Origin of the sequence: Flavobacterium sp. I3-2, from assembly GCF_013389595.1 — a bacterium.
Lineage (GTDB): Bacteria > Bacteroidota > Bacteroidia > Flavobacteriales > Flavobacteriaceae > Flavobacterium.
This window is the reverse complement of sequence record NZ_CP058306.1, coordinates 912,393-926,088: the sequence shown is the minus strand read 5'-3', so window position 1 is coordinate 926,088 and position 13,696 is coordinate 912,393. Positions and strand designations below refer to the sequence as shown.

At 31.3% G+C, this 13,696-nt stretch carries 16 protein-coding genes; 12 read left to right on the top strand and 4 right to left on the bottom strand.

All coding sequences use genetic code 11. The features are described from left to right. Nucleotides 1-208: 208 nt before the first annotated feature. From ileS to HW119_RS04425, 5 genes are all read left to right on the top strand, one after another. Entirely contained in the window at nucleotides 209-3,610 is a 3,402-nt protein-coding gene (gene ileS, locus HW119_RS04445; protein ID WP_177761545.1) for an isoleucine--tRNA ligase, read from the top strand. A gap of 11 nt (nucleotides 3,611-3,621) precedes the next feature. Then, the gene (locus HW119_RS04440) at nucleotides 3,622-4,008 is read left to right on the top strand and encodes a TraR/DksA family transcriptional regulator (RefSeq protein WP_177761543.1); all 387 of its coding nucleotides are present in this window, start codon (nucleotides 3,622-3,624) and stop codon (nucleotides 4,006-4,008) included. Between the two features lie 89 nt (nucleotides 4,009-4,097). Next, on the top strand, nucleotides 4,098-4,697 hold the full coding sequence (locus tag HW119_RS04435) for a lipoprotein signal peptidase (protein WP_177761541.1): 600 nt from the start codon (nucleotides 4,098-4,100) through the stop codon (nucleotides 4,695-4,697). 51 nt (nucleotides 4,698-4,748) lie between these two features. Beyond that, entirely contained in the window at nucleotides 4,749-5,030 is a 282-nt protein-coding gene (locus HW119_RS04430) for a hypothetical protein (protein ID WP_177761539.1), read from the top strand. Nucleotides 5,031-5,152: 122 nt separating this feature from the next. Next, a complete protein-coding gene (locus tag HW119_RS04425) occupies nucleotides 5,153-6,067 on the top strand; it encodes a hypothetical protein (RefSeq protein ID WP_177761537.1) in 915 nt (304 codons plus the stop codon). 37 nt (nucleotides 6,068-6,104) lie between these two features. Here HW119_RS04425 and HW119_RS04420 read toward each other — a convergent pair whose 3' ends face one another. From HW119_RS04420 to HW119_RS04410, 3 genes are read right to left on the bottom strand one after another with little or no spacing between them, the layout of a single operon-like run. Then, a complete protein-coding gene (locus HW119_RS04420; protein WP_177766535.1) occupies nucleotides 6,105-6,719 on the bottom strand; it encodes an FAD-dependent oxidoreductase in 615 nt (204 codons plus the stop codon). Continuing rightward, the gene (locus HW119_RS04415; protein WP_177761535.1) at nucleotides 6,716-6,910 is read right to left on the bottom strand and encodes a hypothetical protein; all 195 of its coding nucleotides are present in this window, start codon (nucleotides 6,908-6,910) and stop codon (nucleotides 6,716-6,718) included. The genes HW119_RS04420 and HW119_RS04415 overlap by 4 nt, the downstream gene beginning before the upstream one ends. A 52-nt stretch (nucleotides 6,911-6,962) precedes the next feature. Beyond that, nucleotides 6,963-7,538 (bottom strand): MarC family protein, encoded by a 576-nt coding sequence (locus HW119_RS04410; RefSeq protein ID WP_177761533.1) that lies wholly within the window; start codon nucleotides 7,536-7,538, stop codon nucleotides 6,963-6,965. A 159-nt stretch (nucleotides 7,539-7,697) separates the two neighbouring features. On the opposite strand from HW119_RS04410, the gene HW119_RS04405 reads away from it, so the two are divergent. After that, nucleotides 7,698-8,288, top strand: a complete 591-nt coding sequence (locus tag HW119_RS04405; protein ID WP_177761531.1) for a DUF3109 family protein — start codon at nucleotides 7,698-7,700, stop codon at nucleotides 8,286-8,288. Here the strand turns inward: HW119_RS04405 and HW119_RS04400 are convergent. Beyond that, on the bottom strand, nucleotides 8,267-8,704 hold the full coding sequence (locus tag HW119_RS04400; RefSeq protein ID WP_177761529.1) for a retropepsin-like aspartic protease: 438 nt from the start codon (nucleotides 8,702-8,704) through the stop codon (nucleotides 8,267-8,269). The two genes, HW119_RS04405 and HW119_RS04400, sit on opposite strands and share 22 nt — an antisense overlap. Nucleotides 8,705-8,739: 35 nt before the next feature. Here HW119_RS04400 and HW119_RS04395 point away from each other — a divergent pair, with 35 nt between their 5' ends. From HW119_RS04395 to HW119_RS04370, 6 genes are all read left to right on the top strand, one after another. After that, a complete protein-coding gene (locus tag HW119_RS04395; RefSeq protein ID WP_177761527.1) occupies nucleotides 8,740-9,510 on the top strand; it encodes a TatD family hydrolase in 771 nt (256 codons plus the stop codon). Nucleotides 9,511-9,574: 64 nt separating this feature from the next. Beyond that, the gene (locus HW119_RS04390) at nucleotides 9,575-10,711 is read left to right on the top strand and encodes a 1-acyl-sn-glycerol-3-phosphate acyltransferase (protein WP_177761525.1); all 1,137 of its coding nucleotides are present in this window, start codon (nucleotides 9,575-9,577) and stop codon (nucleotides 10,709-10,711) included. Then, entirely contained in the window at nucleotides 10,701-11,729 is a 1,029-nt protein-coding gene (locus tag HW119_RS04385; RefSeq protein WP_177761523.1) for an asparaginase, read from the top strand. Before HW119_RS04390 ends, HW119_RS04385 begins: the two co-directional genes overlap by 11 nt. Nucleotides 11,730-11,907: 178 nt before the next feature. Continuing rightward, entirely contained in the window at nucleotides 11,908-12,495 is a 588-nt protein-coding gene (locus HW119_RS04380) for a hypothetical protein (RefSeq protein WP_177761521.1), read from the top strand. Nucleotides 12,496-12,537: 42 nt separating this feature from the next. Next, nucleotides 12,538-12,885, top strand: coding sequence for a hypothetical protein (locus HW119_RS04375; RefSeq protein ID WP_177761519.1), 348 nt, complete (start codon nucleotides 12,538-12,540; stop codon nucleotides 12,883-12,885). A gap of 154 nt (nucleotides 12,886-13,039) precedes the next feature. Then, nucleotides 13,040-13,540, top strand: coding sequence for a peptidylprolyl isomerase (locus HW119_RS04370; RefSeq protein ID WP_177761517.1), 501 nt, complete (start codon nucleotides 13,040-13,042; stop codon nucleotides 13,538-13,540). The last annotated feature ends 156 nt before the right edge of the window (nucleotides 13,541-13,696 follow it).

Genomic DNA, 13,696 nt, shown 5'->3' with positions numbered 1-13,696 from the left:
AGCCCGCCCGAAGGGAACGCCCGAAGGGAACGCCCGAATAAAAAGCCTTGGTTGAAATCGAACAAACTATAAACCTTAGATATTATAGATATAGAAAGTGATAATCTTTTGAAGATTGTCGCTTTTTTTTGTAAGTTGATTTCTAAATATATACATCAGTTTCATAGAAATTGCGTAAATTCGCGACATCGATTACAAAAAATATAAAATGAGCACTAAATTCACAGAATATAAAGGACTTGATTTGCCAAATATCGCATCAGAAATGTTACAATATTGGAAAGATCAAGCTATTTTCGACAAAAGTATAACGTCGAGAGAAGGGAATCAACCTTACGTGTTTTTTGAAGGACCTCCTTCAGCAAATGGTCAACCTGGAATTCACCACGTGATGGCGCGTGCCATTAAAGATATTTTTTGCCGATACAAAACGCAAAAAGGTTTCCAAGTGAAACGTAAAGCAGGTTGGGATACGCATGGTTTACCTGTTGAATTAGGTACCGAAAAAGAATTAGGTATTACCAAAGAAGATATCGGAACTAAAATTTCGGTTGAAGAATATAACGAAGCTTGTAAACGTACGGTTATGCGTTACACAGATTTGTGGAATGATTTAACTGAGAAAATGGGATATTGGGTAGATATGGAAGATCCGTATATTACTTATAAACCAAAATACATGGAAACGGTTTGGTGGCTGTTAAAACAAATTTACAACAAAGATTTGTTGTACAAAGGTTATACAATCCAACCATATTCACCAAAAGCAGGAACAGGTTTATCTTCACACGAAGTAAATCAACCAGGTTCTTACCGTGATGTTACCGATACAACAATCGTAGCTCAGTTTAAAACTATCGAAAGTTCGTTACCAGATTTCTTACAAGGTTACGGAGCTATTGATATTTTAGCTTGGACAACTACACCTTGGACGTTGCCATCGAACACTGCCTTAACAGTTGGTCCAAAAATCGATTATGTTTTAGTTAAAACATTCAATCAATATACGTTTGAACCTATTACGGTTATTTTAGGAAAACCATTAGTTGCTAAGCAATTTGCTGGTAAATTCTTTGCGGTTGAAGATGAAGCTGAATTAGCTAACTTCAACTCAGGTGATAAGAAAATTCCTTATTTCATTGTTAAAGATTTTAAAGGTGCTGATTTAGTAGGAATTCGTTACGAACAATTATTACCTTACACATTACCATATCAAAATCCAGAGAATGCATTCCGCGTTATTTCTGGTGATTTCGTTACTACAGAAGATGGAACTGGAATTGTACATACAGCGCCAACTTTTGGTGCCGATGATGCTAAGGTTGCCAAAGAAGCAACTCCAGAAGTTCCGCCAATGTTGGTGTTAGACGAAAACGGAAATGCAGTTCCTTTAGTTGATTTACAAGGTCGATTTGTAGCTCAAATGGGCGATATGGCTGGTAAATATGTTAAGAATGAATATTACAATGAAGGTGAAGCTCCAGAGAAATCGGTTGATGTTGAAATTGCAATCATGCTTAAAGAGCAAAACAAGGCTTTCAAAGTTGAAAAATACGTGCACAGTTACCCACATTGTTGGAGAACAGATAAACCAATTTTATACTATCCGTTAGATTCTTGGTTTATTAAAGTAACTGAAGTTAAAGATCAAATGTTCGAATTGAACAACGATATCAACTGGAAACCAAAAGCAACAGGAGAAGGTCGTTTTGGAAACTGGTTAAAAAATGCCAACGATTGGAATTTATCTCGTTCTCGTTATTGGGGAATTCCGTTACCAATTTGGAGAACCGAAGACGGAACCGAAGAAATTTTAATTGGTTCTGTTGAAGAATTAGTTGCGGAAATCGCTAAAGCGAAAGCTGCAGGAATTGATAATGGCACTGCCTTTGAAGGTTTTGTTGTTGGAGATATGTCTGAGGCAAACTACGATAAAATCGACTTACATAAAAATGTAGTAGATAACATTACATTAGTTTCTGCTTCTGGAAAAGCGATGAAACGTGAAGCTGATTTAATTGATGTTTGGTTCGATTCTGGTGCGATGCCTTATGCACAATGGCATTATCCATTCGAAAACAAAGAAATGATCGATGAGAATAAATCATTCCCAGCAGATTTTATTGCAGAAGGAGTAGATCAAACACGTGGTTGGTTCTATACTTTACATGCAATCGGAACATTGGTTTTTGGTAAAAACGCATATAAAAACGTAGTTTCTAATGGATTGGTTTTAGATAAAAACGGACAAAAAATGTCTAAACGTTTAGGTAATGCTGTTGACCCGTTTACAACTTTAGCTGAACACGGGCCAGATGCTACGCGTTGGTACATGATTTCAAACGCAAATCCGTGGGATAACTTAAAATTCGATTTAGAAGGAATTACAGAAGTTCGTAGAAAATTCTTCGGAACTTTATATAATACATATTCGTTCTTTGCGTTATATGCAAACATAGATGGATTTACTTACAGCGAAGCTGAGGTTCCGTTAGATGAACGTCCGGAAATTGACCGTTGGATTTTGTCTGAATTAAACTCGTTAATCAAAAATGTTGATGAAGCTTATGCAGATTACGAACCAACACGCGCAGCTCGTATGATTTCTGATTTCGTACAAGAAAACTTGTCAAACTGGTACGTACGTTTATGTCGTCGTCGTTTCTGGAAAGGTGATTACGCACAAGATAAAATTGCAGCTTACCAAACATTATATACGTGTTTAATTACAGTTGCTAAATTATCTGCACCAATTGCACCTTTCTTTATGGATAAGTTGTACAAAGATTTATCTGCTGTAACAAACAAAGACCGTTTTGAATCGGTACATTTAGCTGATTTCCCGAAATATAATAACAAAATTGTTAATAAGTCGTTAGAAAGTAAAATGGAGAAAGCGCAAATCGTATCATCTTTAGTGTTATCATTGCGTAAGAAAGAAATGATTAAAGTACGTCAGCCGTTACAAAAAATTATGATTCCTGTTTTAGACGAAAATCAAAAAGCAGAAATTGAAGCAGTTGCAGATTTAATCATGGCTGAGGTAAATGTTAAGGAAATAGAATTACTTGATGATGCTTCTGGAGTTTTGGTAAAACAAATCAAACCAAACTTTAAAGCATTAGGTCCACGTTTCGGAAAAGATATGGGGAACATCGCTAAAGAAATTCAAAATTTAAATCAAGAGCAAATCAATGCAATTGATAAAGATGGAGAAATTTCGATTGTAGTTTCAGGTAACGAAGTAGTTTTAACAACAACCGATGTTGAAATTTCTTCTCAGGATATTCCTGGTTGGTTGGTTGCTAATGCAAATGGAGTTACAGTTGCTTTAGATATAACAATTTCTGATGAATTAAGAAAAGAAGGAATTGCACGTGAATTAATTAATAGAATTCAAAATATTAGAAAAGATTCGGGATTTGAAGTTACGGACAAAGTGAAAATTAAAATCTTATCACAAGCTGTAATTGAAGAAGCTGTCAAAGCGAATTTAGAATACATTAAATCAGAAACATTAACTGATGATTTACAATTTGTTGATGTTATAGAAAATGGTATGGAAATTGAGTTTGATGAGCTTAAGACCCAAATTTCAATAACTAAATAATATGAAATGTTATGGAACAAGAAAATTTACAAATACGTTATTCGGATGCTGATTTAGCTGATTTCAAGCAAATCATTTTAAAGAAAATTGAAAAAGCACAAGCTGATTTGGAATTGATAAAAAGTGCTTACATGAACGATTTGAACAATGGCACAGACGATACATCTCCTACATTCAAAGCTTTTGAAGAAGGAAGTGAAACCATGTCTAAAGAAGCAAATTCTGCATTGGCAATCAGACAAGAGAAATTTATTCGCGATTTAAAAAACGCTTTAATTCGTATTGAAAATAAAACGTACGGCGTTTGTCGTGTAACTGGTAAACTGATTGAAAAAGAACGATTGAAAGTGGTGCCGCACGCAACCATGAGTATGGAAGCAAAAATGCAACAACGTTAATTTTTCTTCTTAAAATAATACTAAAACGCTCTTCGGGGCGTTTTTTTACATTATAAAATAGCCTATATTTGTCAATCAAAATAAAAAAAATGTCTTTAAAAAAATCCTTACTATTTGTACTACTAATACTTTTAATTGACCAAGTATCCAAAATATATATCAAAACAAATTTTCTATTAGACTACGAAGTACCCGTTTTCGAATGGTTTCGAATTCACTTTATAGAGAATGACGGAATGGCTTGGGGCGTTGAGCTTCCTGGAAATTACGGAAAACTATTTTTAACACTATTCAGAATTTTAGCCGTTGGTGGAATTTTTTGGTGGTTAAAAGATTCCATTAAAAAGGATGCTTCAAAAATTTTAATTTTCTCAATATCTCTTATTTTAGCCGGAGCTTTAGGAAACATCATTGATTGTGTTTTTTATGGAGTTATTTTTAGCGAAAGCACACAAACTCAAGTAGCAACAGCATTTTCAGACCAACCTTATGGAACTTGGTTTCATGGCGAAGTAGTAGATATGTTTTATTTTCCGATTTGGAAAGGTTATTTACCAGAATGGTTGCCGATTTGGGGTGGAAAATATTTCACTTTCTTTAATGCTATTTTTAACGTTGCAGATGCTGCAATTTCTGTCGGAGTAGCTTTGTTAATCATTTTTAATAAACGAATTTTTAAAGAACAATAACAATTAAGAAGTCCTTATTAACGAGGACTTTTTTTATTTGAAGAAAAAACAATGAATCCATTTAATAAGTTACCATTTTTAGACAAACTAGCAGCTATTTTAATTTTTATTAGTCTAGCATTTTGGAGTTTTTCTAAAGTGCCACAAATTGCAGGTTTATCACTTTTTACTTTGATTTATGAAGTAAGCTGGTTATATATGATTGTTATAACTTTAATTACCACATTTTACTTTTTATATCAATGGATAAACTTGAATTTAAGAATTAAAAATGTATATTTCTACGGATTTGTAATTGGCGTTTTAACTTTGGTAATTATGCGATTTGTTTAAACGAGAAGCTTCTTCAGTCTTCTTTTTTAAAAAATTATTAGTTTTAATTCCATAAAGATGAATTAAAATAAATGATAAATACTTTTTTTATCCTTGATAAGTAGCGTAATTTTGAAAGAAAAATGTTTTTTAAAAATATAAACGCTACCATTTCTCGCGATTATTTCTTAGCAGCCACCATGTTGTTATTAATGGGAACCTTTTCAATTATCACACATGATATTGAAATTATTTTACCCGAATTAGGCGCGTTATGCGTTGGATGTTTTATATATAAAAAATCTTCATGGATTTCTAATCCAAGAGCATTATTCATTCTGCCAAGTGTAACAGCTTTTTTAGGATTTGGAATTAACATACTTTCGATTAAACTAGAATTTAAAATAGCGCTTGTATTATTACTTATTTTTTTACTTTTTTATTTTAGTAAAAATGTTTTAGCGCCTGCAATTGCAACTGGTTTATTACCAATTATCACAAATTGTCATTCAGTATATTTTTTAATATCAACGGTAGTTTTTACACTTTTGTTATCTATTATTGTTCAAATCAAATACAAAACACAAGATAAAATTTCGAATGAAATGATTTCGTTCAGAACTTTCTTTGCGTACTTTTCAATAATTGTAATTTGGCTATCGTTTTGTTACTACAACAATTACACCTTTATGTTGGCAATTCCACCAGTAATTGTAGTTGGATTAGAAATGATTAGTTTAGCCGAAATCAAATTAAAACCGATTTTGATTAAAACCTTTTTGTTGGTTTGTTCTGCAATTATAGGAGGTTTTCTAACTTTATACATTTCAAATTTATTGCTATTACTACTTGTTGATTTTGTAGTAATCTCATTTTTTTTAGCAGTATTCAAACAAAAAATGGCTCCTGCTTATGCAATTGCAATGTTGCCTATTTTATTAATAAACAAAAATCCTCTAAGCTTTGGTTTGTATGTTCTAATTATTTGTTCTGCTATTTTTGGAGGTGCTTTTATTTCGAAATATATATTCAATAAATATTTTGCAAAACATATTTAATCAAAAAAAAGAAAGCAGTTAAAGCTTTCTTTTTTGATTATTTCTTAATGCTATCGTGAGCGTGAGTTTCATTTCCATTGTTCCATTCAACTAAAATATCAGTGGCAACTGCTGCGCCACTTCCGGCTGCAATGCTTAATTGACTGCGCCATCCTGCTAAAGTTCCAGCTACATAAATATGCTCTGTAACTTTATGGTCAATGTTAGCAAGTTGAATTCTGTTTTTTGAAGCTATTGATTTCTGATGCGGAATTACATATTGCATCAAGCCTTCAATATTAAAAGCGTTACTTGAATTTGTTGCAACTACAATCATTTTAGTGTGATAACTATTTTTGTTTGTGGTTACCAAAAACAAATGGTTTTGCTTTTCTACTGAAATTACTTTTTCGTTTAAAATTTGATTGATTTGTGGGTAAGTTCTATTTAAATCTTCAAGAGAAGTTTCTAGTAATTCACTTCCAAGAGTTCCTGGTGCAATTCCGTAAGCGTTGTTAAACAAAGCATCTTGTAGCATCGAACCCTTTTGATGTGCAATAAGTCCAATTTTTTTGTCAGCTACAAATTCTTTTTTTTGTGCAGAACCTAAAATTAAAGCGCAAGAAACTCCTGCAACTCCACCGCCAAAAATTAAAACGTCGTACGTCATTATTTAGATTTTTCTTCGATTGATTTAGACATCTTGAAAATTAATAAGATGCAAACGGCACATAATAAAGCAACAATAGAAATCAAAGCAATAATGCTATCACCTTGAAAAAGATTGTTGAAATCTAATTTCATTGCATTCATAACAATTAAAACGATGATGATTGCTACAGCAATGTAAGTAATGTATTTCATTATATAAAGATTGTAAAGTTGTAATTCGAATACGAAATTACTAAATAATAAATTAGGCAAATAGCCCTTTAACATTAGAAGCAAATAATTTAACAGCAATTGCTAATAAGATTACACCAAATACTTTTCGGATAACCCCTAAACCATTGCTTCCGATTATTTTTTCAATTTTACCTGATGACTTTAAAACAATATAAACTAAGATAATATTTAAAATAATAGCAATGACAATATTTATGGTTTTAAATTCAGCTTTTAATGAAAGTATTGTTGTCATAACTCCTGCTCCGGCAATTAAAGGAAATGCTAAAGGAACAATAGATGCTGTATTTGCTTCTTCGTCTTTGTATAAGCGAATACCAAGAATCATTTCTAAAGCCAAAAAGAAAAGCACAAAAGAACCTGCAACGGCAAATGAATTTACATCAATTCCGATCAAACTTAAGATGCTTTCTCCAACAAATAAAAATGAAATCATTATTGCAGCAGCTACAATCGAAGCTTTTTCGGATTGAATTTGTCCAACTCGAGAACGTAAATCTACAATAATTGGTATAGAACCTAATATATCAATTACTGCAAATAGAATCATTCCGGCTGTAATAATTTCTTTAAAATCTATTCCCATGGCTTTTTTTGTGCAAAGTTATTAATATTTGTTTTTGATTTTACTGTTTTTAGATAAATCTACTGAATTTTTCGCATAAATTTTGTGATTTCTTGTTTCAGATTTTAAACTCGTCTATAAAGTTTATACCTTTGCAAATTAATTTTATAGCTAGAAAATATGTTTCAAGTAGGGAAAGCAATTGTTTCTGAAGATGTTTTAGAGAAAGAATTTGTCTGTAATTTATCGGCTTGTAAAGGACAATGTTGTATTGATGGAGATGCTGGTGCGCCTTTAGACAAGGAAGAAACAGTTATTTTAGATCAAATCTATGATAAAATAAAACCTTATTTGCGACCTGAAGGAATTGAAGCGATTGAAAATCAAGGAAAGTGGGTGGTAGGAGAAGATGGTGATTTGGAAACTACTTTGATTGAAGGTAAGGAGTGTGCTTATGTTATTTTTGACGGAGCTACAGCGCTTTGTGCAATTGAACAAGCTTATAATGAAGGATTAGTTGAATGGAAAAAACCAATTTCGTGTCATCTTTATCCGATTCGTATCAAAGAATATTCATCGTTTTCGGCTGTTAATTATAACAAATGGCACATTTGCGATGACGCTTGTACTTTAGGAAAAGAATTAGAAGTTCCTGTTTATAAATTTTTGAAAGAACCCTTGATTCGTAAATATGGACAATCTTGGTATGCAGAGTTAGAATTGGTTGCAACAGAATGGAATAAACAAAATCATTTTAAGAAAAGAAGTTGATTTTTGTAATCAATAACGGCAAAACCTTTTTCTAAAATATCTGCTCCAATAATTCCGTGAACGGTTTTAGCTTTATAATCAGTTAAAGCAGTATTTACATGAGAAAGGTCAAAAATAACTAAAGTGATTTCGGTTGTTTTCCAAGAACCTAATTTGATTAAATTGTTTTTTGAAACTTGAGTTTCCATACCTATTGCGCCTGCACCAGAAGCTGTTGCGGAAGAATTTTGAGCAACAATATTGAAATATTCAATTCCAGAAAAATCGATGCAAGTTGTAGAAGCTCCTGTATCTAAAATAAAATCACCGACAATGCCATTTAATGAAGCCTTGATAAGTAAATGCTTGGTGTTAGAGATTTTAAATTTAATTTTTTTATATTTTTCTTGTTTTAGAACAGTTTCTAAATGGGTCATGATTCAATTTTAAAAGATAAAAATACAACAAACAAATGATATTTACAGATACACACACACATTTATATAGCGAAGAATTTGAAAATGATCAAGCCGAAATGATGCAACGTGCTATAGCAAATGGTGTTCAAAATTTATTTGTGCCCTCGATTGATTCTTCGTACACCAAAAAAATGTACGAATTGAAGAGCCAATATCCAAATAATGTTCATTTGATGATGGGGTTACATCCCTGTTATGTAAAACCCGAAACTTATTTGGCTGAATTGGCTTTTGTGGAACGTGAACTAGAAAATCATAAGTTTGCAGCAATTGGCGAAGTAGGGGTTGATCTGTATTGGGATAAATCTACTTTAGAAATTCAACAAGAAGCTTTTCAAAAACAAATACAATTAGCTAAGAAATATAAATTACCTATTAATATCCATTGTCGAGATGCGTTTGATGAAGTTTTTGAGGTATTAGAAAAAGAAAAAGGAGCTGATTTATTTGGGATTTTTCATTGTTTTTCAGGAAATTTAGAACAAGCTAAAAAAGCGATTTCTTACAATCTTAAACTTGGAATTGGCGGTGTTGTGACTTTTAAAAATGGAAAGGTAGATCAATTTATTAATCAAATTCCATTAGAACATATTGTTTTGGAAACAGATTCACCTTATTTGGCACCGGTACCATATCGAGGAAAAAGAAATGAAAGCGCTTATGTTGTGCTAGTTGCGGAGAAATTAGCTTCAATTTATGGATTGTCTGTAGAAGAAATTGCTGAGCAAACAAATATAAATGCACAAGTTGTTTTTGGTGTGTAAAATTTTAGTAAATTCAATAATAAATTGTTCTTTTGTGAACTTTAAAATATAATATATAAAGAGAATGTCAAAATTTGATTCAATTCGTCATTATTACGATTCAGAAGTTAAGGAAGCATTGTCTTCGATTTTAAACCATCCGATGTTTAAATCTTTGATTGCTTTTACGTTTCCTGAAAAATCTGAAGCTGAATTAAAAGAAGTTTTTGCTTCAATAAATAGTATTGACGATTTCCAAAGTAAATTCATTTATCATTCTTTACAACGCGTATTAGCTATTTCTTCTGAAGGAATTACTACTTCTGGTATTGAAAAATTAGATGCTGATGGCGCTTATTTATTCATTTCAAATCATAGAGATATCTTATTAGATACTAGTTTGCTGAATGTGTTGTTGATGGATTATGGAAAAAAATTGACGGCCTCAGCGGTAGGAGATAATCTTGTTACAAAATCGTTTATATTAGCATTAGCTAAATTGAACAGAAACTTTTTAGTTAGAAGAGGACTTTCTCCACGCGAACTTTTGATGAGTTCTAAATTAATGTCAGAATTTATTTATCATTTGTTGACAGAAGAAAAACGTTCGGTTTGGATTGCACAACGCGAAGGAAGAACCAAAGATGGAAACGATGCGACAAATCCAGGGGTTTTAAAAATGATTGGAATGGCATCTGATGAAAAAGATGTGATGGATTATTTTAAAAAACTTAAAATAGTTCCTGTTTCTATTTCTTATGAATACGACCCAACGGATAAATTAAAAATACCACAACTTTTAGCACAACTTAAAGACGAAGTTTACATTAAAGGTAAAAATGAAGATTTTGTTAATATAATGAGTGGGCTTTTAGGACAAAAAAAACACATTCATATTCATATTGGAGATGTTATTGATTCTGAAATAGATTTAATTAAACAACAATTTGATAGTTCTAATAAGCAAGTTCAGGCATTAGCCAATTTGTTAGATAAAGAAATTATTACTAATTACAAATTGTGGCCAACTAATTATATTGCTTACGATATAGTTTATAAAACAGATAAATTTTCAGATAAATATACAGAAAACGAAAAACAAGTTTTCTTAAAGCGATTAGGTTTACGTGTTGATAAAGAAAATGAACCTTTATTACAAGGTTTCTTAGCCATGTATTCAAATCCGGTTGTGAACAAAATGAAATATGCAAATGAATCATAAACCTGCAATTTTACTTATTTATACCGGTGGAACCATCGGTATGATTAAAGATTTTGAAACAGGTGCTTTAAAAGCATTTAATTTCGATCAATTGTTAGAACGTATTCCCGAGTTGCATTTGTTAGATTGTACAATCGATACGTTCTCATTTGATAATCCAATTGATTCATCAGACATGAATCCCAATCATTGGGTTACAATTGCAGAAGTTATTGAATCTAATTACAATTCATTTGATGGTTTTGTTGTTCTTCATGGATCTGATACGATGTCGTATTCAGCTTCTGCTTTGAGTTTTATGCTGGAAAATTTACAAAAACCTGTCATCTTTACAGGGTCTCAGTTACCAATTGGCGATTTACGTACAGATGCAAAAGAAAATTTAATTACTGCCATTCAGGTTGCATCGTTATGGGAAGATAATCAGCAAGTAATTAAAGAAGTTTGTTTGTATTTTGAATATAAATTATATCGCGGTAATAGAACAACTAAGATAAGTGCTGAACATTTTAGTGCTTTTACTTCTCCTAATTTGCCTCATTTAGCAGAATCTGGTGTTCACTTAAAAGTGAATGAGCGATTGTTGGATGAATTCTACGGTAAGAAAAATTTAGTGGTTCAAAAGAATATGTTCGCAAATGTTATGATTTTGAAACTTTTTCCTGGAATCTCAAAACATGTTTTGGAGGCAATTTTAAAAATTGAAAGCTTACAAGGAATTGTTTTAGAAACTTATGGTTCCGGAAATGCGCCAACCGAATGGTGGTTTATTAGTTTATTACAAGAAGCTATCTCAAACGGTCTTCATGTTGTAAACGTAACTCAATGTTCTGGTGGAAGTGTGAATATGGGACAATATGAAACCAGTACTGCGTTAAAAGAAATTGGTGTAATTTCTGGAAAAGACATAACTACTGAAGCTGCGATTACGAAACTCATGTTTTTATTAGGTAAAAAAATTACTCAAAGTGATTTTAAGAAAAATTTCGAAACACCAATCTGTGGTGAAATGGAGTAGTTTTTTTGATTAAAAATATGTTCTGCGTTTTTTGTTTTTGAATTAATAGTTTAAAATTTTCTAATTTTTAGTTTGTTTAGTCGCGATTTATCTGTAAATGTTAAATTTTCTTGTTTTTTTTAAAATTAGATTATCTTCACTCCATTAAATTTTTAATAATAACTAAAAAAACAAACCAATGAAATTACATGAAATTCAATCTTGTATTGCAGATTATCAAGAACTTATTAAAAACTGTTCAGAGTCTGATTTTAAAGCTTACTTTGAAAATGCAGATTATTGCGATTTAGTAAGTAAATCATTTACATCATTTCCAAACGACAATATAAATTTGTTTTTAGGAATCAAAGATTCAAAATTGATGGGCTTTTTAGTGAATGAAAATATCGAGTACACAGATTGGACAGAAGAAACACAAATTTTTGAATCTGAATTTAAAGCATTTACTACTGCTGGTTATAACGCATTCAAAAGCTTTTATGAAAAGAAAAAAAGACCAGATACTTCAAACGCAATAGAATGCGAAGTTGGATTTACACGTATTGAAACTTGGTCGTCAGAAAAATCGAAGTGGTTTTTAGACCATGCTGCTACAAATAAAATAGTAAAATATTTTGAAATACCTACAGAAGATTATGCAAATGGTCATGGAAATACTTTTAATTTTGGTTTGTTATCAGATAATCAAATTGATTTAATTGTTGGGAATCCTGCTGGATTATATGATATTTCAAGACCTGTTCCACCTTTTGAACCGAATTTCTAAATTAAATTTTTAGTTTTCATATTATTCTTAAATTTTGATTTAATGAAGAAAATCTTAATAATTGCATTATTGTCTGTATTTCTAAATTCTTGTGCTGCTGCTTATACAATACCTGAAGAAAGATTTTTTAGAGAACTTCCAGAAAATACAAAAGCTACTTTAAAACGTGATTCTGAAAATTGTTCAATAGTCAATCCAAAAGAATTATACTTTAAACCTTGTGCTTTTACAAAACAAAAAGATTTAAAAAAATTAGCTAAATTTATTGATGAATCTGTTAAAGTTTCAGGAGGTAACGCTTATCAAGTTAAGAGTTATAGATGGGTTGAAATTGATATGCGTGGAATGCGTCATTTTGAAGTTTATTTTGATGTCTTGAAATGTGAATAAATTTCCAAGTGTCATAAAGTCATATTTTTCTCATTTCTGACACATATTAAAGCAACGGAACGATTGTTGTTATTAAGTATTTAAATGACATAAAATTTGAATGTCATTGAATTTTATTCATTAATAAATTGGAAAAATCCAAAAAGGAAATAATATGACAATAGCAGACAATCACGCAGTTACAGTTAATTATAAATTGCATACCGTTGAAGCGAATGGTGAAAAAGTTTTTGTAGAAGAAACTACTTCAGAAAATCCATTAACTTATTTACATGGAGTTGGAATGATGATTCCTAAATTTGAACAAGAATTAGCTGGTTTAGCTGTTGGAGATAAAAAATCATTTGTGATTGCTCCTGAAGAAGCTTACGGTGAAATTGATCCTAATGCAATTGCACAATTGCCTTTAGAGATGTTTGTTGAATCAGGAATGCCACCAGTTGGTGCTATGTTGCCTTTGTCAGATAATGCAGGAAACGAATTTCGTGCTATCGTAGTTGAAGTTAATGATCAAGCTGTTGTTGCAGATTTAAATCATCCAATGGCTGGTAAAACTTTAAACTTTGATGTCGAAGTAATCGCAACTCGTCCAGCAACTGAAGAAGAATTAGATCACGGTCATGCTCACGGAATTGACGGAACGCATAGCCACTAAGAAAAATAAAAAATTATTAAAAAAAAAATCAGGATAATTACATCCTGATTTTTTTTTTAATAATTTTTTATTAAATCGACAGTGAAACTTAGTTGATAATTTATTTTTCAATTTTAATCTAAATTAATTTGAAACAACAACAAACAATTTAAATTA